General features: G+C 68.3%; 24 protein-coding genes. 7 read left to right on the top strand and 17 right to left on the bottom strand.

Annotation, left to right across the window (positions count from 1 at the left end; translation table 11 throughout):
• Positions 1-163: 163 nt before the first annotated feature.
• The 4 genes from FFS72_RS14280 to FFS72_RS14265 form a co-directional block, all read right to left on the bottom strand.
• Positions 164-919: a FadR/GntR family transcriptional regulator gene (locus tag FFS72_RS14280; protein WP_137874537.1), complete on the bottom strand. Its 756-nt coding sequence runs from the start codon at positions 917-919 to the stop codon at positions 164-166.
• Between the two features lie 136 nt (positions 920-1,055).
• Positions 1,056-1,781: an ABC transporter ATP-binding protein gene (locus FFS72_RS14275; protein ID WP_137874536.1), complete on the bottom strand. Its 726-nt coding sequence runs from the start codon at positions 1,779-1,781 to the stop codon at positions 1,056-1,058.
• Positions 1,778-4,519 carry an ABC transporter permease subunit gene (locus tag FFS72_RS14270; protein ID WP_137874535.1) on the bottom strand — a complete coding sequence of 914 codons (2,742 nt, stop codon included), beginning with the start codon at positions 4,517-4,519 and terminating at the stop codon, positions 1,778-1,780. The genes FFS72_RS14275 and FFS72_RS14270 overlap by 4 nt, the downstream gene beginning before the upstream one ends.
• 27 nt (positions 4,520-4,546) lie before the next feature.
• Positions 4,547-5,773, bottom strand: coding sequence for an ABC transporter substrate-binding protein (locus FFS72_RS14265; protein ID WP_171018681.1), 1,227 nt, complete (start codon positions 5,771-5,773; stop codon positions 4,547-4,549).
• Between the two features lie 292 nt (positions 5,774-6,065).
• On the opposite strand from FFS72_RS14265, the gene FFS72_RS26970 reads away from it, so the two are divergent.
• Positions 6,066-6,197, top strand: coding sequence for a hypothetical protein (locus FFS72_RS26970; protein WP_283235415.1), 132 nt, complete (start codon positions 6,066-6,068; stop codon positions 6,195-6,197).
• 134 nt (positions 6,198-6,331) lie between these two features.
• Positions 6,332-6,796 (top strand): GNAT family N-acetyltransferase, encoded by a 465-nt coding sequence (locus FFS72_RS26480; protein ID WP_171018680.1) that lies wholly within the window; start codon positions 6,332-6,334, stop codon positions 6,794-6,796.
• A gap of 6 nt (positions 6,797-6,802) precedes the next feature.
• On the opposite strand, the gene FFS72_RS14255 is transcribed toward FFS72_RS26480, so the two are convergent.
• The gene (locus FFS72_RS14255) at positions 6,803-7,276 is read right to left on the bottom strand and encodes a MarR family winged helix-turn-helix transcriptional regulator (protein WP_212744355.1); all 474 of its coding nucleotides are present in this window, start codon (positions 7,274-7,276) and stop codon (positions 6,803-6,805) included.
• A gap of 94 nt (positions 7,277-7,370) precedes the next feature.
• On the opposite strand from FFS72_RS14255, the gene FFS72_RS14250 reads away from it, so the two are divergent.
• Positions 7,371-8,255, top strand: a complete 885-nt coding sequence (locus tag FFS72_RS14250; RefSeq protein ID WP_171018679.1) for an alpha/beta hydrolase — start codon at positions 7,371-7,373, stop codon at positions 8,253-8,255.
• A 218-nt stretch (positions 8,256-8,473) separates the two neighbouring features.
• Here the strand turns inward: FFS72_RS14250 and FFS72_RS14245 are convergent, their stop codons facing one another.
• From FFS72_RS14245 to FFS72_RS14205, 9 genes are all read right to left on the bottom strand, one after another.
• Complete coding sequence (locus tag FFS72_RS14245) at positions 8,474-9,220, bottom strand: ABC transporter ATP-binding protein (RefSeq protein WP_137874531.1); 747 nt, start codon at positions 9,218-9,220, stop codon at positions 8,474-8,476.
• On the bottom strand, positions 9,217-11,931 hold the full coding sequence (locus tag FFS72_RS14240) for a branched-chain amino acid ABC transporter permease/ATP-binding protein (protein ID WP_137874530.1): 2,715 nt from the start codon (positions 11,929-11,931) through the stop codon (positions 9,217-9,219). The genes FFS72_RS14245 and FFS72_RS14240 overlap by 4 nt, the downstream gene beginning before the upstream one ends.
• A gap of 28 nt (positions 11,932-11,959) precedes the next feature.
• Entirely contained in the window at positions 11,960-13,192 is a 1,233-nt protein-coding gene (locus FFS72_RS14235) for an ABC transporter substrate-binding protein (RefSeq protein ID WP_171018678.1), read from the bottom strand.
• A gap of 207 nt (positions 13,193-13,399) precedes the next feature.
• The gene (locus tag FFS72_RS14230) at positions 13,400-15,364 is read right to left on the bottom strand and encodes an acetoacetate--CoA ligase (RefSeq protein WP_137874528.1); all 1,965 of its coding nucleotides are present in this window, start codon (positions 15,362-15,364) and stop codon (positions 13,400-13,402) included.
• 1 nt (position 15,365) lies between these two features.
• Positions 15,366-16,220, bottom strand: coding sequence for an HpcH/HpaI aldolase/citrate lyase family protein (locus FFS72_RS14225; protein WP_137874551.1), 855 nt, complete (start codon positions 16,218-16,220; stop codon positions 15,366-15,368).
• Positions 16,221-16,260: 40 nt separating this feature from the next.
• Positions 16,261-16,752, bottom strand: coding sequence for a MaoC family dehydratase (locus FFS72_RS14220; protein WP_137874527.1), 492 nt, complete (start codon positions 16,750-16,752; stop codon positions 16,261-16,263).
• A complete protein-coding gene (locus tag FFS72_RS14215; protein ID WP_137874526.1) occupies positions 16,749-17,912 on the bottom strand; it encodes an acyl-CoA dehydrogenase family protein in 1,164 nt (387 codons plus the stop codon). The genes FFS72_RS14220 and FFS72_RS14215 overlap by 4 nt, the downstream gene beginning before the upstream one ends.
• Positions 17,909-19,939: an acetyl-CoA carboxylase biotin carboxylase subunit gene (locus tag FFS72_RS14210; RefSeq protein ID WP_249353310.1), complete on the bottom strand. Its 2,031-nt coding sequence runs from the start codon at positions 19,937-19,939 to the stop codon at positions 17,909-17,911. Before FFS72_RS14210 ends, FFS72_RS14215 begins: the two co-directional genes overlap by 4 nt.
• Positions 19,940-19,944: 5 nt before the next feature.
• On the bottom strand, positions 19,945-21,477 hold the full coding sequence (locus FFS72_RS14205) for a carboxyl transferase domain-containing protein (protein WP_137874525.1): 1,533 nt from the start codon (positions 21,475-21,477) through the stop codon (positions 19,945-19,947).
• A 129-nt stretch (positions 21,478-21,606) separates the two neighbouring features.
• Between FFS72_RS14205 and FFS72_RS14200 the strand changes: the two genes are divergently transcribed.
• The 4 genes from FFS72_RS14200 to FFS72_RS14185 are packed head-to-tail and all read left to right on the top strand — an operon-like array spanning position 21,607 to position 24,058.
• Positions 21,607-22,221: an SACE_7040 family transcriptional regulator gene (locus FFS72_RS14200; protein WP_137874524.1), complete on the top strand. Its 615-nt coding sequence runs from the start codon at positions 21,607-21,609 to the stop codon at positions 22,219-22,221.
• A 55-nt stretch (positions 22,222-22,276) separates the two neighbouring features.
• Positions 22,277-22,897 (top strand): TetR/AcrR family transcriptional regulator, encoded by a 621-nt coding sequence (locus FFS72_RS14195; RefSeq protein ID WP_137874523.1) that lies wholly within the window; start codon positions 22,277-22,279, stop codon positions 22,895-22,897.
• A 36-nt stretch (positions 22,898-22,933) separates the two neighbouring features.
• The gene (locus tag FFS72_RS14190; protein WP_137874522.1) at positions 22,934-23,707 is read left to right on the top strand and encodes a maleylpyruvate isomerase family mycothiol-dependent enzyme; all 774 of its coding nucleotides are present in this window, start codon (positions 22,934-22,936) and stop codon (positions 23,705-23,707) included.
• A 21-nt stretch (positions 23,708-23,728) separates the two neighbouring features.
• Positions 23,729-24,058 (top strand): YnfA family protein, encoded by a 330-nt coding sequence (locus FFS72_RS14185; RefSeq protein ID WP_137874521.1) that lies wholly within the window; start codon positions 23,729-23,731, stop codon positions 24,056-24,058.
• On the opposite strand, the gene FFS72_RS14180 is transcribed toward FFS72_RS14185, so the two are convergent.
• From FFS72_RS14180 to FFS72_RS14170, 3 genes are all read right to left on the bottom strand, one after another.
• Positions 24,039-24,698 (bottom strand): YoaK family protein, encoded by a 660-nt coding sequence (locus FFS72_RS14180; protein ID WP_349303993.1) that lies wholly within the window; start codon positions 24,696-24,698, stop codon positions 24,039-24,041. The genes FFS72_RS14185 and FFS72_RS14180 overlap by 20 nt on opposite strands.
• A 49-nt stretch (positions 24,699-24,747) precedes the next feature.
• Positions 24,748-25,017 (bottom strand): GlsB/YeaQ/YmgE family stress response membrane protein, encoded by a 270-nt coding sequence (locus FFS72_RS14175; RefSeq protein ID WP_137874519.1) that lies wholly within the window; start codon positions 25,015-25,017, stop codon positions 24,748-24,750.
• Between the two features lie 161 nt (positions 25,018-25,178).
• Positions 25,179-26,288: an NDMA-dependent alcohol dehydrogenase gene (locus tag FFS72_RS14170; protein WP_137874518.1), complete on the bottom strand. Its 1,110-nt coding sequence runs from the start codon at positions 26,286-26,288 to the stop codon at positions 25,179-25,181.
• Positions 26,289-26,310: the final 22 nt, after the last annotated feature.

The raw sequence follows: 26,310 nt of genomic DNA, 5'->3' as shown, positions 1-26,310 counted from the left end.
ACCTCCGCCCGCACCCGAGCCACCACCGCCTGCGCCGGTCGTGGTGCCGCAACCGCCAGCTCCGCCGCCGGAGATCCGCGTCGAGTTGCCGGGACTGCCTGCGCTGGTGATTCCGCTTCCGAACTGAAGACCGAGTGCCGTCAGGACGTCGCGGCGTACACGCTCAGGACAGCACCTCGACCAGCGTCGTCTCCGGGTCACTGAGCATGACCCTCTCGATCGCATCGAGATGCTTGCGCCAGAACTGTTGCGCTGCAATCGGATCACCGTCTCGCATCAACGCAAGCAGTCGCAGGTACGAACGGTGCGCCCGCTCCGCCGCCGGATGTTCGAGGTCGTCACCCTTCGAGGCGATGAACAGGTCGTTGTGCGCGTCGATGATGTGCACGAGCATTCCCGACAACACCGACAGTGTCTGATTGCCCGCGAGATCGATGAGCGCCTGGTGGACGTCGACGTCGTGACGCGCGAATGCCTCCGGATCCTCCATCAGATCCGCCCCCGCCTCGAGCAGGGCGGCGAAGGTTCCGAGTTCCGCGTCGTGGGTACCGTCGGCGAGCGTGCCGACCGCAGTCACCTCGAGGGACGCCCGGGCACGGTAGACGTCGACGAGGGGAACGCCCTGATACTGCAGCAGCAACCCCGTGTATCGAGCGGCTCCGGACGAGTCGGGAGCGAGCACCCTCGCCCCGCCGTGCGCTCCACGAAGAACGGTGATGATGGACTCGGACTCCAGAATCCGGAACGCCTCGCGCAGTGTCGGACGCGACACCCCGAACTGCTCCATCAGCGCGGCCTCGTTGGGCAGTGGGTCACCCGCGTTCAGTTCCCCGGTGATGATCCTGCGTCGCAAACTCGCGGCAACCAGTTCGCCCGCCTTCGGCACCCGGACGACGGACGACTTCGCAACCACTCCCACTGCACCTCTCGCTGCACACCCGTGACCATCGACAGGTGCCCGGTTCGACGCGTCAACCGTACAAGAGTTCAACTGATTGACGGGCGCACCCGGCCACGACTCGACCAGAACCGGTCGGGGTGGCCGGGCGGCCTCCTCAGTCGGCCGCTGTCGACAGATAGGCGCGCTGCACCGATTCCAGATCAGCAGCAATCTCCGCCGACGTCCCCTCGGCGATCACCCGACCCCGCCGCATCACGTACACACGGTCGGCGACCTTCAGCACCTGGCGGACGTGCTGCTCGACGAGCAGGGCACCGACGCCACGCTCGTCCGCGGCCGACCGGACCACCGCGAGCAGTCGCGCCACGATCTGCGGAGCCAGACCAAGGGAGAGCTCGTCGGCGAGTAGCAGTCGCGGCTCACGGGCGAGTGCCCGGGCGAGCGTCAGCATCTGCTGCTCACCACCGGACAGCAACCCCGCCTGCCTCGTGAGCAGCGGGCGCAGTTCGGGGAAGATTCCGCACACCGCGTCGACGGACACCCCGGCGAGCTTCAGGTTGTCGGCGGTGGTCAGCCCCATGATCACCGATCGTTCCTCGGTGACGTAGCTCAGTCCGCGTCGAGCGCGCGTCGCCAACGGAGCGCGGTCCGCGGATCCGAAGACGCTCACCGTCCCTCCGAGCGGTGCGATCTCGCCTGCGACGGTCAACATGGTCGTCGACTTGCCCGCGCCGTTCGCTCCGATCAACGCGACCACCTCGCCCGCCCGGACCTGGATGTCGAGGTCACGGCACACGACCGCTCCCCCGTATCCGGCATTCAGCCCGGCACAGTCGAGCAGCAGTTCGCCCGCCGCGGCCTCCGATGTCGTCGCGGTCATGACAGTGCCCCCGTCGTCTCGTCGTCGGTTCCCAGGTACGCGGCGCGGACCCGGGCGTCTGCCGCGATCTCGTCGGGCGTGCCCTCCGCGATGACACGACCGGATTCGAGGACGACGATCCGATCACACGTGGACATCACCAGTCCCATGTCGTGCTCGACGAGGAGCACCGCGGCGCCGCGACGATCGGCGAGGCGCCTGATGCACTGCGCCAGTTCGCGGCTCTCCGCCTCGTCGAGTCCCGCGGCCGGTTCGTCGAGCAGGATCACCGACGGGCCGGACGCGACCGCGCGTGCGATGCCGACGAGCCGCCGCCTGCCGTAGGGCAACTGGTCGGGCATGGCCGTCAGGTCGCCGGTGAGTTCGAAGTCCCGGACAGCGGTCGACGCGCCCGCAGGCAACGGACGTCTGCCGGGCCACACGAGGTCGGTGAGCCAACTCCACCTGGTCGCCTCGTCGGAGCCCGCGTGGATGTTGTCACCGACGGTGATGTCCTCGAACAGTTCGAGGGACTGGAACGACCGCCGCAACCCGGCACGGGACCGCCGGGCAGTGGACCACCCGGTGACGTCGTCGGTCCCGAGCTCGACGCGACCCGCGGCGGGCGCGACGAACCCCGTGATCGCGTCGATGACGGTGGTCTTCCCGGCACCGTTGGGTCCGATGAGCCCGACGACCTGTCCCGGCTGCACCGTCAGGTCGACACCGTCGACGGCGGTCACACCGCCGAACCGAACCCCGAGACCACGCACCGTCAGCGGAGACGCCGGAACCGTCGAATCGTCCTCGTCGGAGGAGAGATCGTGCGCACCGGACTTCTTCGCGCGCGTGGGCAGCGCCGAGAGGACCGGAATCCTGCGGATCGCGGTCCCGGCCCGCGAGAGCATGTCGGCGATACCGTTCTGATTGGTGAGCAGGATGACGATCAGCACGATGCCGCCGATCATCGTCGCGACGGCGCCGCTCCCGGAACCGTCCGACAGCAGTCGGCTCAGGATCGCGCCCGGCCCCAGAATCGCGCCGACGACACCGCCGATGACGAACCCGAGACCACCTGTGACCGCTTGGACCACGGCGTTGATGGAGGCGAAGGCGTTGAACTCGACGTAGGTGACCGCACTGTTCCGGAGTCCGAGCAGGATTCCGGCGACGGCCGCGAGGCCGGCGGCGAGCGCGAAGGCGTAGATCTTGACCGCGAAGACGCTGATACCGAGCGAGGCCGCGGCGCGTTCGTTGGTCCGGACGGCGATGAGGCGTCGTCCGGTCCGGGACCGGCGCAGGTTCGCGACCATCAGTCCGGCCACCACGAGCACCGCGAGGCACACCAGCGCCCACCGCTCCGGGTATCGGGCCGCCGTCACGTCGAGCCCGAAGATGGTCAGCTTCGGGATGCGCACCGAATTGTCGAGTTTGTCGCCCGTCAGCGCCGGGTTACCGAACACCATCTCCTGGACGGTGAACCCGAGCCCGAGCGTCACCACGGCGAGATTCACACCGCGAGTACGGAGGGCCGGCAGCGCGAACAACACGCCGACCGCGACGACGGCAGCCACGGAGACCACCGCCGCGGGAATCAGCGACCACCCGGCCTGCCCGACGAGGCGTGCCGCGATCAGTGCTCCCAACCCGCCGACGGTGTACTGCGCCAGCGACAACTGCCCCGCGTATCCGGTGAGGACGACGATGGAGAGCAGGAACACGGCAGCGGCGAGTGTCAGCGTCAGCGACCGCAACCAGTCGCCGCTGAACGCGATCGCGACGGCGGCGATCACGACGGCGACGGCGACTCCGGACCAGCGGATGACGCCGGACCCGAGACGCGGCAGTCGGTCGGAGACGTGACTGCGGAGCGGCAGACCCTTACCGCGGACGACGAGGACCACGAGGATCACGAGGAACGGCACCGCACGGTTGATCCCGCTGAGGGTCGGCATGTTCAGGAAGTCGCGAATCGAGTCCTGGTACAGGACGACCAGGCTCTCACCGACACCGAGTACGAGTCCGCCGAGCAGCGTCAGCGGGAACGACGTGAACCCGCCGAGCAGCGCCGCGGCGAGCGCGAACACGGTGACGATGACGACGAACGCGGTGGGCGTCAGTCCGGTGAGCGGCGCGACGAGGATGCCTGCCGCTCCGGCGAGCCCACCGCCGACCGTCCAGGTCAACGCCGCGAGGCGCTGCGGCGACCATCCGAGTGCGGCGGCGGCGCGTTCGTTCTCGGCCGCCGCCGTGATCGCGAGGCCCACTCGGGTGAAGCGCGTCCCCGCCCACAGGACCACCGTCGAGCCGATCGCGATGGCCAGGAGGATCAACCGGTCCTGCTGAACGACGATGTCGCCCCAGTGGTAGGCGTCGTTGGGCAGGAACGCCCGGACCCGGTTGGATTGCGAGCCGTAGACCTGTTGCACGGCCGACTGCAGGATCACCAGCAGACCGAGGGTCGCGGCGAGCCGAACGATGGGAGCGGCGTTCGCGAGCCATCGCAGCACCGCCAGGTGGAAGATCAGGCCGATCGCGGCGGCGAACACCACGGACGCGGCGAACGCAGGCCACAGCGGCCAATCATGCTCCCCCTGAAGGGTTTCCAAGCACAGGTAGGCCGCGGCCATCGCGATCGCACCCTGCGCGAAGTTCACCACCCCGGACCCGCGGTAGACCAGCACCACGCCCTGCGCAAGCAGGGCGTAGGCCGATCCGGCCCCGAGCCCGAGGATGGCGAACTGCAAGAACTCCGTCATCACCGCTCCCTGTTCGGGCTGTCTGCGCTACTTCGCGCGCAGGTCGTACTGGCTGGGATCGGTGACAACCACGTCACCGTCGAACGTCTGGCGGTACATCATCGAGTTCGACACTCGCTGGAAGATCCCGACGGGCTCGAACGCGTTCGGGGTCCATGCCGGCACGAGCCCGGCCATGTCGAGGTCCTTGGCGTTCAGGAAGCCCTGGGCGACGGCGTTGGCGGAGACGGTGTCGAGGCCCTGTGCAACCTCACCGAACGCGCGCACCGACAGCCAGGAGAAGATCTCGTTGCCGTTCATCTCCGAGCGTTCGAGGTCGCTGTCCCCGGACGCCTCCATGTCGGCGAGGAACTCCTCGAGGCCGGGGAAGTCCTCGGTGCTGGACGACGGAGCGGGCACCGGGCTGGTGTAGACGGAGCTGGTGGCGAAGTTGCCGAGATTCTGCAGGTCGGTCTGGGTGAATCCGGTCGCGGCCAGTGCAAAGCTGAGCTTGGAACCGAGCTGGTTGAACGCCTCGGCGATCTGGTTCGACTCGGTCGCGGTCAGCGCCATCATCACGCCCTGCGCGTCGTTGCGTTCGGCAGCGGCCACGAACTGGGTGTAGTCGGTGGCACCGGCGCCGACGGCGACCTCGTTGACGATCTGAGCGCCGCGGGAGGTGACGTACGGGCCGAGGAACTGGTTCAGCATCGCGGCGACCGGCAGGTCGGGACGCATCAGCGTCAGCTTCGTCTTGCCGTCGGCGACGAGGGTGTCGACGGTGCCGAACAGGGTGAGCAGCGACCCCGCGAACGGCGTGTACACGTTCGTCGCGGTGAAGTCCGCGATGTTCATCGGGTTCATGCCGATGCGCGGAATACCGGCGGTCGCGAGCTTTTCCGACACCGCCTGCGGGGACGCGGGCGTGAAGTCGGCGAGAGTGGCGACGACGCCTTCGGCGATCATCTTGTCGGCGCAGTCGAGTTCCTTGTTCGGGTCGCCGACCGAATCGCACTGGATCAGTTCCAGCGGGCGTCCGTTGACGCCGCCACGCGAGTTGTAGGCATCGATCGACGCGGTCAATCCCTTGGCCTGCGACACGACGGAGATACCCGGCGCCTCGATGGGGATGATCTGACCGACCTTGATGGGCTCACCGGTGGCGGCGGACTCATTGGACTCGGCATCACTGCTACTACAGCCACTGACGAGCAGTCCGGCTGCGGCGAGCGACGCGATGGCGGGAACGAGTCGATTCGAAAGTGTGCGCTTCAACGGACCATCCTTACGACGACGGACGCAGGCACCGGCCCGCCGACCGCCCCGATACAAGTCCGCCGGGGCCACCGAAACGGGCGTTCTGCCTAGCATTTCGTTGCATCGTATGGACCTGCGATGGGCTCGCGACGCGAATTCGGGAAATTCGTTTCCACCTGTCACGAAAAGGCCCCGAACTGGGACGATCGGTCCCACCCGTTGGAGCCCACGGGACAACCTTGCTCGATTCCGGAGCCAACTGCCAGCCCGTACCCACAATCCACCCAGGTCGGGGCCGTAGACATGGGTCATGGATTTCAACCACTTCCACAACATCATCAACAACGCCTTCCCGACCCACGGTGGATTCGGACCTCAGCCGCCGCTGCCTCCCATGCCCCAGCCGCTCCCTCAGGAACCCGCACCGCTGTTCGGAAGCTGACCGCCCTCACCCCCACCCGCCCCAACCACGCCCGCTCCACAGAATGTGGCGTTCGGTCAGTTCACCTGACCGAACGCCACATTCGGCCAGAAGAAGTGGACAGAGTTCTCACTCCAGAGGGGCAGAATTCAGCCGTGGATCTCGTGATCGAACCCGCCGACTTCGGTGACGCGCGACTGACCGCCTTCCTGCGCGCACATCTCGACGACCTCGCCCCGACTGCGCCAACGGAAAGTCAACATGCGCTGAGCGTTGCCGACCTCGACAAGCCGTCCATCCGCGCCTGGGTCGTCCGTCATCGGAGTTCGATTGCCGCGACGGGCGCCCTCGCGAAGGTCAGCCACTCACACGAGGAGCTCAAGAGCATGCGGACCGACCCCGAGTTGCGCGGACGCGGCATCGCGCGGAGCCTGCTCGACCACATGGTGGCCGACGCGAGGAGCCGCGGAATCGCACGGGTCTCCTTGGAGACGGGATCGATGGAGTTCTTCGCGCCTGCTCGTCGGCTCTACACCCGTTCGGGATTCGTGCCCTGTCCCCCGTTCGGCGACTATCGACCCGATCCGAACAGTGTGTTCATGACGATGTCGCTCGACTGACCCGCCCTACTCGGAGACACCTGTCTCGAGGACGCTGCGCCTCATGTCGCCCAGGAACCTCTCGACCACCGCCAGTTCGGCCGGCGTGTACGAATCCACTGTGCCGGTCGCGCTTGCGATGAGCGGACCGAAGAAGGACCAACCGAGTTCCATTGCCGCCGGTGTGACTTCGAGCAGGACTCGCCTGCGGTCGGCGTCGTCGCGGCGCCGCGCCACGTGACCGGCCCTCTCCATCCGATCTATCAGTGCGGTCACGGACGCCGAGTTCAGATGCAGTTGCTCTCGGAGCCAGGTAGGGGTCGCCGCTCGTCCTGCGCGCGTCGCGTCGAGTAGGCAGATCAGCGCCCGGACATCGGTGGGATGCAGCCCGTTCACCCGCGCGAACTCCGCGCCGAGAAGGTGCAGATCGACGACGAGCGCCCGCAGTTGGTGCACCACGCCCATCGACCCGTCGGTCCGGGTGACCCCGTCCACGTCCATCGCAGCTCCCTCTCGACACATCGGGACACCCACTCTACTATCTCGATCAATCAAGAATCTCGATACATCGAGCTAAATTCGAGGGGTGCCGCGCATGCTGTCCGCAACCGAGTTCGCCGCCACCAGCGATGGAGTCGCCTTCTACCGCGCCTACGACCGAGTTCTCGACAAGTGGCCCGTCGCCGTCGAATCCACGGACCTCGAATCCGAGTACGGAATCACGCGAGTGAACACCTGCGGCCATCCCGATTCCCCGTCCCTGATCCTCCTGCCCGGGGCGGGCGCCACCTCGACGGTGTGGTTCGCCAATGCAGGTGCGCTCGCCGCTCGGTATCTGGTGCATGCCGTCGACCTGATGGGTGACGCCGGACGCAGCAGGGCCGTGGGCACTCCGGTCCGGACCGTCGACGACCTCCTGTCGTGGTTCGATTCGGTGATCCGAGGCCTCGGTCTCGACACCTACGCGCTCGCCGGGCACTCCTATGGCGCGATGATCGCGCTGGCCCACACGCTGCGTCGTCCCGAACGGGTGTCGACGCTTGCCCTGCTCGACCCCAATTCGTGCTTCACGGGAATGCGCGCACACTATCTCGCGCGCGCCACCCCTCTCCTTCTTCGCCCCACCGAGGATCGACAGCGCGGGTTTCTCCGCTGGGAGACTCGCGGACGCGCCGTCGACCGCGACTGGCTCGACCTTCTCGCACGCGGTTCCGCACACTTTCCCTCGGCGAAAGTGGTTGTGCCGAAACGCCCCCGACCCAGCGAACTCGCAGCCTTGCAAACGGATACGACGGTGATCCTTGCCGGCGGTAGTCGCGTGCACGACAGTCGACGCCTCGCCGACAGCATCAACGGCACCTACCCGCGGATCTCGGTCATCACGGTGAACGAAGCGAGCCACCACACACTGCCGATGTCGCCCCGACGGGAGGTCGATGCGGCCCTGGGCGTGGCGCTGATCGGACTGGCAGATGGCTAGCTTCGCGGCGTGCTCGCCGACCCCACTCACCCACCTCACCCATGTACCCCAGTTGACCGAATGTGGCGTTCGGTCACTTCAACCGACCGAACGCCACATTCGGTCACACAGGCGGAGGGTGGTGACGCGCGCAGCACCCGTCACGACCGCCGCAAGCACCACGAACAGCGGACATGCCATGGGTACGAATTCGCGAGAACCGCGTTCGGGCAATCCGATCAGAGCATCGGTGGCACCTCGTCGGCGCCAGGGGCCGACAGGTATGCCCGCTGGACGGCGTCGAGATCGGCCGCGATCTCCGTCGCCGACCCCTCCAGGATCACCTGGCCGCGGCGCATCACATACACCCGATCGGCCACCCGGAGGACTTGCCGGACGTGCTGTTCGACCAGCAACACGCCGAGATTCCGGGTGTCTGCGGCCTCGCGCACCACGTCGAGCAACCGCGCCACGATCTGCGGCGCCAGCCCGAGCGACAACTCGTCTGCCAGAAGCAGTTTCGGGCTTCGCGCCAGCGCCCGGGCCAGAGTGAGCATCTGCTGCTCACCGCCGGACAACAGGCCCGCCGGACGCCCGAGGAGGGCTCGTAGTTCCGGGAACACCCCGCACGCCGCCTCGGCGCTGACGCCGGCGAGCCTCAGATTCTCGGCGGTGGTCAGGCCCATGATCACCGACCGTTCCTCGGTGACGTAGCTCAGGCCCCGCCGCGCCAGGGTGGCGAGCGGCGCCCGCTTGTCGGAACCGAGCACGGACACGCGGCCCGAGATCGGCGCCAGTTCGCCTGCCGCCGTGAGCATCGTGGTGGACTTGCCCGCGCCGTTCGCTCCGATCAGGGCCACCACCTCCCCGGACTTCACGGTGATGTCGAGGCCGCGGCACACCACGGCCCCGCCGTACCCTGCGCTCAGGCCCCGGCATTCGAGCACCGTCGTGGACAGCGCTTCCTTCGGTCGGGTCGTCGTCATCGCGCCGCCTCCGTCTCGTCGTCGGTACCCAGGTAGGCGTCGCGGACCGCCGGGCTGGCGGCGATCTCGTCCGGCGTGCCCGCCGCGATCACCTTGCCTGCCTCGAGCACCACGATCCGATCACACGTGGTCATCACCAGGCCCATGTCGTGCTCGATGAGGAGCACTCCGGCTCCGCGTTGTACCGCCAGGTGCCGAATGGCGACGGCGAGTTCGCGGCTCTCGGCGTCGTCCAGACCGGCCGCGGGCTCGTCGAGCAGGATGACGGACGGCGCGGACGCGACCGCCCGTGCGATACCGACCAGCCTGCGCCTGCCGTAGGACAACTCACCCGGCAGCACGTCGAGGTCGTTCTCGAGTTCGAAGTCCCGCACCACGGTTGACGCACTCGGGGAGAGGGGATGTCGGCCCGGGCGGATCAGGTCGGTGACCCAGGTACGCCAACCGGACTCGTCGGCGCCTGCGTGGAGGTTCTCGCCGACCGTCACGTCCTCGAACAATTCGAGCGACTGGAAGGACCGACGGAGTCCGCCCTTGGACCGCCGCGCGGCGGACCAACCGGTGATGTCCTCGTCGCCGAGTGTGAGCTGCCCGGACGTGGGGCTGACGAAACCGGTGATCGCGTCGATCACGGTGGTCTTGCCCGCACCGTTGGGTCCGATCAGACCCACCACCTGTCCGGGCGCGATGTCGAGATCGACGCCGTCGACGGCGGTCACGCCCCCGAACCGCACCGTCAGACCGCGCACCGACAGCGGTGTCGGGCTGACCACTCCGGTGGCCGTTTCGGCCGAGAGCTCATGACCTCGGCCCTTGGTGCGCGACAACAGGGCACCCAGTCCGGGGATGTCCCGAAGCCCTCGGGAGATCATGTCGGCGATGCCGTTCTGGTTGGTGAGCAGGGTGACGATGAGAATCACGCCGCCGAGAAGCGCGGCGATGGCCAATCCGGAGAGCAGGCGGCTGAAGAGAGCACCGGGTGCCATCAGCGAGCCGATGAGGCTGCCCGTAACGAACCCGAGTCCGCCGGTCACCGCCTGGACGACGGCGTTGATCGAGGCGAACACGTTGAACTCGAGGTAGGTGACGGCGGTGTTGCGCAGGCCCAGGATGATGCCCGCCACCGCGGCCAAGCCCGACGCGAGCGCGAACGCGTAGATCTTGACGCCGAACACGCTGATACCGAGTGAGGCTGCGGCCCGTTCGTTGGTGCGGACCGCGATGAGCCGTCGCCCGGTGCGCGAACGCCGCAGGTTCGCGACCATCAGACCGCAGATCACCAGCGCCACGAGGCACACCGTTGCCCACCGCTCGGGGTGGACACTCGGCGTCACGTCGAGTCCGAACAGGCTCAGCTGATGGATCTTCACCGAGCCTTCGAGCTTGTCGCCGGTGAAGGTCGGGTTGTTGAAGACCATCTCCTGGATGGTGAACCCGAGCCCCAGGGTGACCACGGCCAGGTTCACACCGCGGGTGCGCAGTGCAGGCAGTGCGAACACCACACCGATCGCGATCACCGCAGCCACACTCACCAGCGCCGCAGGCACGAGTGGCCAGCCTGCCTGCCCCACGAGGCGTGCGGCGAACAGGGCGCCGAGGCCACCGACGGTGTACTGGGCGAGCGACAGCTGTCCGGCGAAACCGGTGAGGACCACGATCGAGAGCAGGAACACTGCCGCGGCGAGGGTCAGGGTCAGTGATCGCAGCCAGTCGCCGCCGCTCAGGATGATGCCGACTGCCACCACTGTCCCGAGAATGACTAGTGGCCAGCGGATCTCGCCGGAACCGAGAGTCGGAAGCCGTTCGGAGACGTGGCTGCGCAACGGCAGCCCCTTCCCCCGCACCACCAGGACGACGAGGATCACCAGGAACGGCACCGCACGGTTGACGCCGGTGAGCGTCTCCATTCCGAGCAGGTCACGCAGGTCGTCCTGGTAGAGCACGACCACGCTCTCGCCCACGCCGAGCAGCAGGCCGCCGAGCAGGGTGAGCGGGAAGGACTTGAACCCGCCGAGCAGCGCGGCGGCGAGCGCCGACACCGTCACGATCACCACGAATGCCGACGGCGTGAGTCCGGTCAGCGGCGCCACCAGGATGCCTGCGGCACCGGCGAGGGCGCCGCCGACGGTCCAGGTCAGCGTGGCGAGGCGCTGCGGGGACCATCCGAGCGCGGCGGTGGCGCGCTCGTTCTCGGCGGATGCGGTGATCGCCAGGCCCACCCGGGTGAACCTGGTCCACGCCCACAGTGCCACCGTCGACGCCACCGCGATACCGAGGAGGATCATCCGATCCTGCTGCACCACAACACCTCCCCAGCGATATGCCTCGTCGGGCAGGAAAGTTCGCACGCGGATCGACGTGCTGCCGTAGTACTGCTGCACCCCGGCCTGCAGAATCACCATCAGGCCGAGGGTGGCGGCGAGCCGGACGATCGGCGCGGCGTTGGCGAGCCACCGCAACACCAACTGCTGAAACGCCAGGCCGATCAGTCCGGCCACCACCACCGCCACCAGGAAGGCAGGCAGCAGACCCCAGTCGAGGTCACGCTGCAGGGTTTCCAGGCAGATGTAGGCCCCCACCATGGCGATCGCGCCCTGCGCGAAGTTCACCACTCCTGATCCGCGGTAGACCAGCACGATGCCCTGAGCCAGGAGAGCGTAGGCGGACCCTGCTCCCAGGCCGAGAATCGCGAACTGCAAGAACTCAGTCATTCGTCAATCTCCAGGTGGGGAGCGGAACTCAGGAGGTGGGAGTGCGCAGGTCGTACTGCGTGGGATCGGTGACGAGCACGTCACCGTCGAACGTCATCCGGTACATCATCGAGTTCGAGACCCGCTGGAAGATCCCGAACGGCTCCACGTCACCGGGCGTCCACGCCGGGACCAGACCTGCCATGTCGAGGTTCTCGGCGTTCTCGAATCCGCCCCAGACAGTCTTGGCGTCGATCTCGTCGAGCCCCGTGGCGACCTCACCGAACGCACGCACCGACAGCCACGGATTCACCGTGTCGCCGTTGAGGTTCGGCAGTTCGAGCTCCTCCTTCCCCGACTGCTCCATGTCCGCGAGGAAGTCCGCGAGCCCGGGGAAGTCCTCGGTGCTCGACGAGGGCGCCGGGGTCGGGCTGGTGTAGGTCGAGGAGGTGGCGAAGGTGCCGAGGTCCTGCAGGTCGGCCTGGGTGAAGCCCGCCGTGCCCAGTGCGAAGGTCAGCGTCGACCCGAGCTGCTCGAATGCCTGCGAAATCGGGTTGGCATCGCTCGCGCCCAGGGCCATGATCACGCCCTCCGCACCGTTGCGCTCCGCCGCGGCGATGAACTGGGTGTAGTCGGTGGCGCCCGCGCCCACCGCGACGTCGTTGACGATTTCTGCGCCCTTCGCCTGCACGGCCGGGGTCAGGAGGCCGACGAGCTGCGCGGTGACCGGGAGGTCCGGGCGCATCAACGAGAGCTTGGTCTTGCCCTGCGCCACCAGCATGTCGATCATCCCGTACAGGTTGAGCAGAGAGCCGGAGAACGGGGTGTACACGTTGGTGGCGGTGAAGTCCGCCATGTTCACCGGGTTCAGTCCGACCCGCGCGATGCCCGCGTCGAACAGGATCTTCGACGACGCCTCGGACGAGGCAGGCGTGAAGTCCGCGAGCGTGGCGACGGCCCCCTCGGAGACCATCTTGTTCGCGCAGTCGACTTCCTTGTTCGGATCACCCATCGAGTCGCACTGAATCAGTTCGAGCGGACGTCCGTTCACGCCGCCCCGCGCGTTGAACGCGTCGACCGACGCGACCGTGCTCGCGGCGTATCCGACCGATCCGAGACCGGGCGCCTCGATGGGCACGATCTGACCGACCTTGATCGGCTCTCCGGTGGCCGCGGTGCCACCCGCCTCGGAGTCCGACCCACTGTCACTGCTGCAGCCCGCAGCGATCAGGCTCACGGTCGCGAGAGCGGTGATCGCGGGGGCGATTCTCTTCAGGTTCACGTCGGATCCTTTGCATGTGGGCAGCTTCCTTCGGGGCACCCAAGCCAGGTCCGCGCGACGCTGAGCTGCACTGTCAGCCAGCTTCCCGCCGAGGACCCATACCCGGACGCCCGACTTGGCAGCAGCGTAAGGGAATCGAACCCACCCTGTGGTCGACTTCACAAAACTTTCGTTACGGAGCGATACGCAACACTCGCGGCAACCCCGTCACGGCCGCTGAGCCGTGTACCAGTCGACCAGGTCAGGGACGTCGACGGCTGACTTGTCTACGGCCGTCGTCGGATCGCCGCCCTGAAGGATTCTCTTGATCGGAACCTCGAGCTTCTTGCCTGTGCGGGTGTGCGGGACACCGGGGGCGGCGATGATCTCGTCGGGGACGTGCCGCGGCGACACCTGGTCGCGGACCGCGGCGGCGATCCGGTCGCGCAACGCGTCGTCGAGGTGGGCGCCGTCCGCGAGCACCACGAACAGCGGCATCCAGTATCCGCCGTCCGACTGTTCGACACCGAGAACGAGGGCTTCGGCAATCTCGGGAAGTCCTTCGACGACCTGGTAGATGTCGGCGCTGCCCATCCGAATTCCGTTGCGGTTCAGCGTCGAATCGGATCGACCGTGCACGACGACACTGCCGTGGCCGGTGATGGTGATCCAGTCTCCGTGCCGCCACACTCCGGGATACACGCCGTAGTACGCGCCGCGGTACTTCTCGCCGTCGGGGTCGTTCCAGAAGCGCACCGGCATCGACGGCATCGGCCGCGTCACCACCAGTTCGCCCACCTGGCCGCGCACCGACCTGCCCTGCTCGTCGAAGGCGTCCAGCGCGACCCCGAGGTACGGGACGGACAGCTCACCCGGCCACACCGGCACGGTTCGCACGCCGCCTGCGAAGGCGGTGACGACGTCGGTGCCGCCGCTGATCGAGAACACCGGAACCGACTCGCCCACGTTCTCCGACAGCCACAGCGACGACGACGAGGGAAGGGACGACCCGGTGATCCCGACGGCACGCAGGGCACCGAGGTCGTGATCGGCGCGCGGCACGACACCGGCTTTCGCGCAGGCCAGCACGTAGCCGGGACTCGTGCCGACCATCGTCGCGCGATGACGGGACGCGATGTCCCACACCGTGTCCGGTGTGGGATGGGACGGGCTGCCGTCGTAGCAGACGATGGTCGCGCCGACGAGCAGCGCGGCGACCTGGAAGTTCCACATCATCCAGCTGGGGCTGGTGTACCAGAACAGGGCGTCGGTCGGTCCGATGTCGTTCTGCAGCGCAATCGATTTCAGGTGTTCCAGGATCACCCCGCCGTGGCCGTGCACGATGCCCTTCGGCAGTCCGGTGGTGCCGCTGGAGAACACGACCCACAGCGGATGGTCGAACGGCACGTCCACCGGGTCGAGGGTGGCGTCGCCTGCGGACGCTTCCTCCCAGCACATCACCGTGCCCGGCTGGCGAAGACCGTCGGGCACGTCGCCCGACTCACCGCCGAGGCGCTCCACGCGGACCGTCAGTCGAAGTCCGGGTAGTCCGGCGCGCACCTGCGCGACGTCGGCGTCCCGCCGGTGCGCTCGACCACCGAAACGGTAGCCGTCGGCGGCGACCAGCACGGTCGGGTCGAGCTGGCCGAGCCTGGTCAGTGCGGCGGCCGCCGAGTAGTCCTGCCCGCACGCCGCCCAGACGGCGCCGAGGCTCGCCGTCGCGAGAAAGGCGACGACCGCCTCCGGAATGTTCGGCAGGTAGCCGACGACCCGGTCGCCCTCGCCGACGCCGTGCGCTTTCAGCGTCGATGCGAACGCGCCGACCTGCCGCCGCAGCTCCTCCCAGGACACCTCGACGTCGGGGGTGTCCTCACCGGACGACCGGATCGCGGGATGGAGCCGAGTCTGGTGGCGCAGGGCCTGCCGGACGTAGTTGACGCGGGCCCCGGGAAACCAGTGGGCACCGGGCATCGAGTCGTCGACGAGCGCCGCGCCGGGCGGGGTCTCCGACTGGACCTCGAAGTACTCCCAGACCGCCTGCCAGAACTCGTCGAGATCGTCGACCGACCACCGCCACAAGGCCTGGTAGTCGGCCAAGGTGACGCCGCAGCGGCCCTGAACCCAGGAGACGAAATCGGTGAGACGCGCTTCTGCGACGTCCTCGTCCGACGGAACCCACTGCGGCTCCACCATGTCAGCTGACCTCCTGATCACCCGCCCGACGAACGATCTGCTCCGCGTGCCGGAACACCGGGGCATCCACCATCTTGCCCTCGAACGTGAACACTCCGCGCTCCGTGCCCGCCGCCGCCAGCACCCGGCGAGCCCAGTCGAGGTCCTCGGGGTCGGGGGCGTACGCGTCGCGGACGACGATGACCTGGCTGGGATGGATGGACACCTTCGCGTCGAAGCCGACCGCGACCGCGTCGTCTGCTTCCTCGCGCAGACCTGCAAGGTCCTTGATGTCGAGGTACACGGAGTCGAGCGCCAGGCGGCCGTGGGCCTTCGCGGCGAGCAGCGACTGCGATCGCACGTGCCGGGCCACGTCCCGGTAGGTGCCGTCGGCGCGGCGGCTGCCGGTACCGCCGAGGCCGGCGACCAGGTCCTCCGCTCCCCACATCACGCCGATCGCGTTGTCGGCGTGTGCCGACTCGGCGACGGTCAGCGCACCGAGCGGCGACTCGATCAGCACGATCACCTCGCGCGGCGCCAACGAGCGCACCTGATCGGCGGACTCGCACTTCGGCAGCATCACCCGTGGATAGCGGGTCTCGCGCAGCGCCTCGAGGTCGAGACGCTGGTCGTCGGTGCCGTGGGCGTTGATGCGGACGACGGTGCGGTCCGGATCGAGGGGCGTGTCGATCAGGGCGCGGCGTGCGGCGTCCCGGTCTGCTGCCGCGACACCGTCCTCGAGATCAAGGATCACCACGTCCGCCGCGGCCGCGGCCTTCGCGAACCGCTCGGGTCGATCTGCGGGGCAGAACAGCCACGACGGCCCCGGCGGAGTCCAGGCAGGAGCGGAGCCTGCGGAGCGACCAGAGCGTTCGATCGCTGAACCTGCGGTGTGACCGAATACTGCGCTCACACTCTCACGCCTCCCCGTCGACGGGCCGCTTGCGGACCATAGTCTTGCGCGTCGCGGTCGCGACGACGTCGCCGTGCTGGTTGCGGGCGGTGTGCGCGAACGTCACGATGCCCTCTCCCGGCCTGCTCTTCGACTCACGCTTCTCCACGATCTCCGTCTCCGCGTACATCGTGTCGCCGTGGAACAACGGCTTGGGGAACGCGATCTCCGAGAAGCCGAGGTTGCCGACGATGGTGCCCTGCGTCAACTGTGCCACCGACAGGCCGACGAGGGTGGACAGAGTGAACATCGAGTTCACCAGCCGCGCGTTGAACGGCGGCAGGTCGTCGGAGAACGCGGCGTCGAGGTGCAGCGCCTGCGTGTTCATCGTCAGCGTGGTGAACAGGACGTTGTCGGCTTCGGTGACGGTGCGGCCGGGACGGTGCTCGTAGACGACGCCGGTCTCGAATTCCTCGAACCAGAGCCCGCGTTGCACGACCCTCCTGACCTCGGTCACAGTCCCGCCTCCCGCGCGATGAGCATGAGCTGCACCTCGGTGGTGCCCTCGCCGATCTCGAGGATCTTGCTGTCGCGGTAGTGGCGGGCGACGGGGTACTCGTTCATGAACCCGTAGCCGCCGAAGATCTGCGTCGCGTCGCGGGCGTTGTCCATCGCGGCCTCGCTCGCGACGAGCTTCGCGATCGACGCCTGCTTCTTGAACGGCTTGCCCGACAGCATCAGTGCCGCCGCGTCGTAGTACGCGGTACGGGCCGTGTGTGCGCGTGCCTCCATGCGCGCGATCTTGAAGGCGATCGCCTGGTTCGCGCCGATCGGACGCCCGAACGCCTCCCGCTCCTTGGCGTACTTGACCGATTCGTCGACGCAGCCCTGGGCGGCGCCGACGGACAGGGCCGCGATCGCGATCCGGCCCTCGTCGAGGATCCGCAGGAAGTTCGCGTAGCCGCGGCCGCGTTCGCCGAGGAGGTTCTCCCGCGGCACCCGGACGTCGTCGAACGACAGGGGGTGCGTGTCGGAGGCGTTCCAGCCGACCTTGTTGTAGGCGGGTTCGGCGGTGAACCCGGGAGTCGACGTGGGGACGAGGATGGTGGAGATCTCCTTCTTCCCACTGGCGGCGACGCCCGTGACCGCGGTGACGGTGACGAGCCTGGTGATGTCGGTGCCCGAGTTGGTGATGAACTGCTTGTTGCCGTTGATCACCCAGCTGTCACCGTCCTCGCGGGCGGTGGTGCGGGTCCCGCCCGCGTCGCTGCCTGCACCGGGCTCCGTGAGGCCGAACGCCGCGAGATTCCTGCCGCTGGTGAGCTGCGGCAGCCATTCCTGCTTCTGTTCCTCGTTGCCGAACCGGTACACCGGCATCGCGCCGAGGGACACGCCGGCTTCGAGGGTGATGGCGACCGACTGGTCGACCTTGCCGAGTTCCTCGAGCGCCAGGCACAGCGCGAAGTAGTCGCCGCCCTGTCCGCCGTACTCCTCGGGGAACGGCAGCCCGAACAGGCCGAGCTCGGCCATCCCCGCGACCACCTCGTACGGGAAGGTGTGGTTGGCGTCGTGCTCGGCGGCGACCGGTGCGACCACCGACTGCGCGAAGTCGCGAACCGCCTTGGCGAGCTGTGCGTACTCGTCCGGGAGCGCTCCGGTGGAGAGATAGTCGGTCATGCCTGATCACCCTTCTCGGTGTTGTCGGTGGCGGCGCTTTCGGCCGGGATCACCTGGGCCAGCAATTGGTCGACCTTCACCTGATCGCCTGCGGCGACGAGGATTTCGACGGTGCCGTCGATCGGTGCGGTCAGAGCGTGTTCCATCTTCATCGCTTCGACGACGACGATCGTGGTGCCTGCTGCGACGGTGGCACCGGATTCGACCCCGACCGCGATGACGGCGCCGGGCATCGGGCTCGTCAGTTCCGCCTCACCGGCATGGACGTCGCCGGTGCGGACGTTGACTTCCTCGACCTCACGCACCATCGCCGTGCCCGACGGGGACGCCAGCCACAGGTGCCCGTCGTGGGCGGCGACGCGATAGGTCTCGCTGCGGCCGTCGAGAACGACTCGCAGTCGGTCACCGTCCAGCGATGCTGTCAGCGACCGGCTTTCGCCGTCCTCGAGGGCGACGGCCGCGGCTCCCGGATGCCCGGTGATGCGCACGTGTTCGGCGCGGGATGCGGTGGCGAGCCGGAAGCTGGTCGGCGCCGCAGCTCCGACACGCCACCCGGTCGGGACGTCCCACGGGTCCGCCGAGCCGGCGGGCCAGCGCTGCAGCCAGCGGTAGACGCCTGCCGCGACGATCTGGTCGTCGGTCGGGTCCGGCGCGGCGAAGTGCTCCACCCGACGGTCGAGCAGGCCGGTGTCGAGGTTGCCAGCGACCACATCGGGGTCGGCGAGCAGGAACCGCGCGAAGTCGATGTTCGTGACGACACCGAGCACCGCGGTCTCGGCGAGAGCGCGGTCGAGTCCGCGCAGTGCCGACGCCCGGTCGACGCCGTGGGCGATGACCTTCGAGAGCATCGGGTCGTAGTCGCTGCCGACGACGGTGCCGACGCGCAGACCGGAGTCGACGCGCACTCCGTCGCCGTGCGGTTCGGCCAGGTCGACGACGGTGCCACCGGTCGGCAGGAAGCCGCGTCCCGGGTCCTCGGCGTAGACGCGGGCCTCGATCGCGTGCCCGGTCATGGTGACGTCGGACTGGGCGATGGTCAGCTTCTCCCCCGCCGCGACCCGCACCTGCCACTCGACCAGGTCGACGCCGGTGACCATCTCGGTGACCGGGTGCTCCACCTGCAGGCGGGTGTTCATCTCCATGAAGAAGAACTCGTCGGGACGGTCCGCGGACACGATGAACTCGACGGTGCCCGCACCCGAGTAGTCGACGCTGCGCGCGGTGTTGCACGCCGCCTCGCCGATCCGCGCGCGGGTCGCCTCGTCGAGCAGCGGCGACGGCGCCTCCTCGATCACCTTCTGGTGCCTGCGTTGCAGGCTGCACTCACGTTCCCCGAGGTGGATCACGTTGCCGTGACCGTCGGCGAGAATCTGCACCTCGATGTGCCGGGGGCGCAGCACGAATCGCTCGAGAAACAGGGTGTCGTCACCGAACGCGGACGCCGCCTCACGGCGCGCACTGACCAGCGCGGCGGGCAGATCCCCGCGGTCCTCGACCATCCGCATGCCCTTGCCGCCGCCTCCGGCAGACGGCTTGACGAGCACCGGGTAGCCGACCTCGTCGGCGGCGGCGATCAGCTCGGCGTCGGTCAGGCCCGGCTTGGCGATACCGGGAACGACCGGCACGTCGAAGGCCGCGACGGCGTTCTTCGCGGTGATCTTGTCGCCCATCACCTCGATCGCTCGCGCCGACGGTCCGAGGAATGCGATACCGGCCTTCTCCAGAGCCGCGGCGAATGCCGCGTTCTCGGAGAGGAATCCGTAGCCCGGGTGCACGGCCTGCGCGCCGGTGCGCTGCGCCGCCGCCACGACCTTGTCGATGTCGAGGTAGCTCTCCCGTGCGGGCGCGGGGCCGAGACGTACGGCGGTGTCCGCCTCCCGCACGTGGCGGGCGTCGGCGTCGGCGTCGCTGTAGACGGCGACGGACCGGATTCCCATCGCGCGCAACGTCCGGATCACCCGGACCGCGATCTCGCCGCGGTTGGCAACCAGAACGGTTTGGAACATGCCTGTGCTGCGTTCAGTCATCTCACTCACATCCGGAAGACGCCGTAGGAGACCGGCTCTATGGGTGCGTTCGCGCACGCCGAGAGTGCCAGTCCGAGAACAGTTCTGGTGTCGGCGGGGTCGATGACACCGTCGTCCCACAACCGCGCGGTCGAGTAGTACGGGTTGCCCTGCGACTCGTACTGGGCGCGGATCGCGTCGGGGTCGCTGCCCGATCCGACAGCCCCGAGCACCTGCGCGGCCTGCTCCCCGCCCATGACCGAGATGCGGGCGTTCGGCCACATCCACAGGAACCTCGGCGAGTAGGCCCGGCCGCACATCGAGTAGTTGCCCGCACCGTAGGAGCCGCCGATCACCACGGTCAGCTTCGGCACCCGCGCACACGCCACGGCGGTCACCATCTTCGCTCCGTGCTTCGCGATGCCGCCGGCCTCGTAGTCGCGTCCGACCATGAACCCGGCGATGTTCTGCAGGAACAGCAGGGGGATCGATCGCTTGTCGCACAGTTCGATGAAGTGCGCGCCCTTCATCGCGGACTCCGCGAACAGGACGCCGTTGTTGGCGACGATGCCGACGGGATGCCCGTGGATGTGCGCGAAGCCGGTGACCAGGGTCTTGCCGTACTCGGCCTTGAACTCCTGGAAAGCGCCACCGTCGACCACTCGCGTGATGACCTCGTGCACGTCGTACGGCGTGCGCGGGTCGGTCGGGACCACGTCGTACAGCTCGGCCTGATCGGCGACCGCGTCGACCGTCTCGGCGACATCCCACGGCCGCGGCTCGCGCGGACCGAGCGTCGAGACGATGTTCCGGACGATGCGAAGCGCGTCCTGGTCGTCGGCCGCGAGGTGGTCGGTGACACCGGAGACCTTCGAGTGCAGGTCGCCGCCGCCGAGTTCCTCCGCCGTGACGACCTCACCGGTCGCGGCCTTCACCAGCGGCGGCCCGCCGAGGAAGATCGTGCCCTGATTGCGGACGATGACGGCCTCGTCACTCATCGCGGGGACGTACGCACCGCCCGCGGTGCACGAACCCATCACCGATGCGATCTGCGCAATTCCCTTGGCGCTCATGGTCGCCTGGTTGAAGAAGATGCGGCCGAAGTGTTCGCGGTCCGGGAACACCTCGTCCTGGCGGGGCAGGAAGGCTCCGCCGGAGTCGACGAGGTAGATGCACGGAAGGTTGTTCTGCAGCGCGATCTCCTGAGCGCGCAGATGCTTCTTCACGGTCATCGGGTAGTAGGTGCCGCCCTTGACCGTGGCGTCGTTCGCGACGATCACACACTCCCGGCCCGAGACCCGGCCGATACCGGCGATCATGCCCGCGCCGGGGCACTCGTCGTCGTAGAGGCCGTTCGCCGCGAGCGGCGAGAACTCGAGGAAGGGGCTGCCCGGGTCGAGGAGGGTGTCGACCCGGTCGCGGGGCAGCAGCTTGCCGCGATCGACATGCCGCTGCCGCGACTTCTCACTACCACCGAGCGCGGCCGTGGCCAGCCGCGCACGCAGCTCGGCCACCAGCCTCTCGTGCTCGGCCCTGTTCTCGTCCCGGTCGAAACCCATCTCGCCGCCCGTCGTGTCGAGGCCATCACGTGACCACCGAAGCATTCGGTTAACTACCAATAACTGAATTTAAGATAACTGTGCTTAACTGAGTTGTCCATACCCCGAGGCCAACGAGGTGACGCTGCCGTGACAACCGACCGCGACGAGCTGCTCCAGCCGGCACTGACGGCCCGCGGCCAGGCGAAGGCCGACCGACGCAGGCAGCTGCTCCAGGCCGCCGCCCGGCTCATCGCCGAACGCGGCTACGCGGGAGTGCGCCTCGAAGACCTGGGTTCCGCGGTCGGCATCAGTGGCCCCGCCGTCTACCGGCACTTCTCCAACAAGGAGGCCCTGCTCGTCGAACTGCTCGTCGACATCAGCGCCCGCCTGTTCGACGGCGGCACCGATGTCGTCGAGTCCACGCCGGACGCCGTGGCGGCGCTGCACGGGCTCGTCGAGTTCCACCTCGACTTCGCCCTCGACGAGTCCGACCTCATCCGGGTGCAGGACCGCGACTTCGCGTCCCTCCCCGAGGGCGCACGGCGTCAGGTCCGCCAGTTCCAGCGGCGCTACGTGGAACTGTGGGTGCAGGTCCTGCGCGAGATCGACCCCGACCTGACCGAGACGGACGCCCGCATCAAGGCCCATGCCACGTTCGGCCTGATCAACTCGACTCCCCACAGCGCAGCGGGCACCACCCCCGCACGCACCCGCGACGTCCTGCGCCGGATGACGTTCGCGGCGCTCGCGCCGGGCGTGTGAGGCTCGCCGCCGAACACCCTTGCGCCGATCCGAACAGCGTTAGACAATACGAACCATGTTAGGCAACGCGCGGCCGGACGCTCCGGCGGCGACCACCGCCTCGCACCCCGGCACCACCCGTGCGAGCAGGCGACGCGACGCCACCCGGTCGGAGATCCTCGATGCGGCCTGGGACATCGTGCGAGCCGACGGACTCGCCGCCCTCACCCTGCGCGACGTTGCCAGGCGAGTCGGAATGCGAGCACCCTCCCTGTACTCGTACTTCCCCTCGAAGAACGCCATCTACGACGCCATGTTCGCGCAGGGATCACGCGAATTCGTGGCCTTCTACGAGCAGGTTCCCCTCACCGACGACGCACTCACCGACCTCCGGGTCGGGATGCACGCCTTCGTCCGGTTCGCCACCGAGGACACCGCCCGCTACCACCTGCTCTTCCAACGCACCCTCCCCGGATTCGAGCCCTCCCCCGAGTCGTTCGCCGCCTCCGTCCAGGGTCTCGACCTCCTGCGCCGCCGCCTCACCGCCCACGGATACGACGACACCGTCGTCGACCTCCTCACGGCGCTCGGCACCGGACTGGCCGATCAGCAGATCTCCAACGACCCCGGCGGGGATCGCTGGATCAGGCTGATCGACGACGCGATGACGATGTTCCACAACCACGTCTCCGGCTGACCGCCGCCACGGAGACACTGCCCCGACGAGGTCGTCATGACCGACATCACCCACCCCACCACCGACATCGCCCCGTACACCCGAGGCGAAGCGCACACGCTCGCGGCTACGGAGTACGCAAGGATGCGCGGCGTCCTTACCCAGTTGGGAGCCGACGACTGGTCACGGCCGACCGACTGCACCGACTGGGACGTGCGCGCGCTGGCGGGCCACATCCTCGGCGGAACCGAATTCTTCTGCTCCCCAAGCGAGTTCGTCCACCAGCTCCGTGCCGGCTCCGCTGCCGCCAAGGGCAGGCCGACGGTCGACGGAATTACGGAGGTCCAGGTCCGAGAGCGCGCAACCCTGAGCACGGACGAGCTGATCGATCGCTTCGCCGCCGCCGGGGACCGAGCCGCGCGCAACCGCGCCCGTCTGCCCGCACCGCTGCGCATGATCCCGATGACGGCGCAGGTCGGCGGCCGGGACGAGAAATGGCGCCTCTCCTATCTCGTCGACGTCGTCCTCACTCGCGACACCTGGATGCACCGCGTCGACCTGTGCCGCGCCGTGGACCGACCGATGACGCTGACCGCGGACCACGACGGCCGAATCGTCGCCGACGTCGTCCGCGAATGGGCACAGCGTCACGGGAAGCCGTATGCCGTGGAGCTGTCCGGCGTCGCGGGCGGCGTGTTCGCCTCGCAGGGAACCGCTTTCGGGAACACGGCTTACGGGCACATCGTGATCGACGCTGTCGAGTTCTGCCGCACACTGTCCGGGCGAGGCCCCGCCGGTACCGGCCTGCTCGCCCAGCCCGTCCCGTTCTGAGCCCGGGCTATCGTTTCGCGCATGACCGTCGCGAAGTCGATAGCCCTGTTCGCCGTGGCCGCCGTGTTCGAGATCGGTGGCGCCTGGCTGGTGTGGCAGGGCGTGCGTGAGCACCGCGGCTGGCTGTGGGCCGGGCTCGGTGTGATCGCGCTCGGGGTCTACGGATTCGTCGCGACGTTGCAGCCGGATGCCAACTTCGGCCGCATCCTCGCCGCGTACGGCGGTGTGTTCGTCGCCGGATCGCTCGCGTGGGCAATGGCCTTCGACGGCTTCCGGCCCGACCGGTGGGACATCGCAGGCGCCCTGATCTGCCTCGCCGGGGTCGCCGTCATCATGTACTCGCCTCGCTGAACCCGACACCAGGGCGGCGGGCGAAACCAGCGGCTAGCGCGGCGGCCACTCCCACGGCCACCCAGAGCCCCGCCAGTCCAACCAGGCGGTGAATGCCCGTCCCGATCCCGACTCCGGCCAGCAGTCCGAGCCACAGGCCCGCGAACCGGAGCCATTCCCAGCGTGCACCCCCGGTCAGCGCGGTGGCCACGCCGCGACCCAGTTTGACGAGCGTCCCCGTCATGTAGGTCAGGCTGATCGACGACCCGCTCCCGCGGTCGAACACGGTGTTCTCGGCACCCATCGCCAATGCCAGTGCCGCGATGACGATCTGCGTCGACTCGACCGCGGACCCCGCCACGGCCACCGTCAGCAGGACAGCGGTCAGTCCCAGAACGGCCGAGCGGCGACGAAGTCCGACTCGGTCGCCGACAAGCGATCCCGCCACGACGCCGAGCACGAACAGCACGATGATCGACGCGCCGACCAGGGCCGGATGCCACTGGCCCTCGGTCGCGGCGACCCCCATTCGCGTGGTGTTGCCACTCATGAACGAGACGAAGAACCCACCGAGCGTGATGAACCCGAACGCGTCCACATAGCCGGCCAGCGCGGCGAGGACAACCGCGACCACGTACGTCCCGCGGTCCTCCCCGCTCACCACGACGCCGCGCGCCGGGGCCGGTCGTGCGCGGCGTCGGGTTGGGCGCCTACCGCGCCTTCTCCCGGGTCAGCGCCGTGTAGCCGAGAGTCAGGATCGCGGCGGCCGCGATGCTGATGATCCACCGCCACCAGTCGATTCCGCCGGTGTCTCCCTTGTCGCTGATCATGTCCCAGACCCAGTACCCGATCAGGGCACCGGCGATACCGAGGACGATGGTGATGACCCAGCCCATCGCCTGCTTGCCCGGGATGACGAGGCGTGCGAGCACGCCGATGACCGCGCCGAAGACGATGGTGCCAACGATGTCCCAGAACATGGTGGACTCCTCTCCTACCACGTCAGCCCAGTCGGCCACGTCAGCCTCGTGCGGCTGCCACGCTTTTCATGGTGACACGGACCGCACCGGAAGGAAACCGGAGCGGCGGACGGTAGCGCGGGCCGGAGCCCGCGATACCGCCCGCCACCCAGGTGAGGCGCCTAGGCGTGCACGACGACACCGCGAATGTTCTTGCCGTCGCGAAGGTCCTGGTAGCCCTCGTTGATCTGCTCGAGGGTGTACCGGGTGGTGACCAGTTCGTCGAGCTTCAGCTGGCCCGCGTCGTAGAGGCGCAGCAGCTTGACGATGTCGTACTGCGGGTTCATCGACCCGAACAGCGAGCCCTTGATCGTCTTCTGGTTGAGCGTCAGGTCGCAGCCCGACACGTGGACCGTCAGCTTCGTGGGATCGGCGAGGCCGGTGATGACGACCGTTCCGCCCTTGCCGACGACGGCGGTCGCGGCGGAGACGACCTCCTCGTCGACGGTCCCGACGAGAATCAGTGCCGCATCGGCTCCCTGGCCCCACGTCAGTTCCGCAACCTTCGCGGCGGCGGTCTCCGCATCCGGGAATGCATGGGTGGCACCGAATTTCAGTGCGGTCTCGCGCTTGAGCGGGATCGGGTCGACGGCAACGACGTACTTGCAGCCGGCGCTGACGGCACCCTGGATCGCGTTGATGCCGAGCCCGCCGATGCCGTACACGACAGCGGTGTCACCGGCGCGCAGGTTGCCCGCGTTGACTGCGGTGCCCCAGCCGGAGGGCACGCCGCAGCCGACGAGCACTGCCGTCTCGAGCGGCAGCCAGTCGTCCACCTTCACCACCGAGTGCTGGGAGATCGTCGCGCGCTCGGAGAAGGTGCCGAGCATGCACATCGCACCGAAGTCCATGCCCTTCGCATGGAACCGGAACGTTCCGTCGGGCATCGAGCCCTCGAGGATGGTGGCGCCCATGTCGCACAGGTTCTGTCGGCCGGTGGAGCAGTACCGGCAGGTGCCGCAGTTCGGGATGAAACTGCACACCACGTGGTCGCCGGGCTTGACCTTGGTGACGCCCGGGCCGACCTCCTCGATGATGCCGGACCCCTCGTGCCCTCCGACGATGGGATAGCGCGGCGGCAGGTCCCCGTCGGTGAGGTGCAGGTCCGAGTGACACAGGCCCGCGGCGGTGTACTTGATCAGCACCTCACCTGGGCCCGGCCCGTCGAGTTCGAGTTCCATGATCTCGAACGGCTTGCCCGCCTCGAGCAGTACGGCAGCGGTGGTCTTCATGAGGGTCTCCTTCGCTTCGGTG

Source organism: Rhodococcus sp. Q (genome assembly GCF_005503035.1).
Lineage (GTDB): Bacteria > Actinomycetota > Actinomycetes > Mycobacteriales > Mycobacteriaceae > Rhodococcus_G.
The sequence above is the reverse complement of the archived record's forward strand: the minus strand, read 5'-3'. Positions and strand labels throughout refer to the sequence as shown.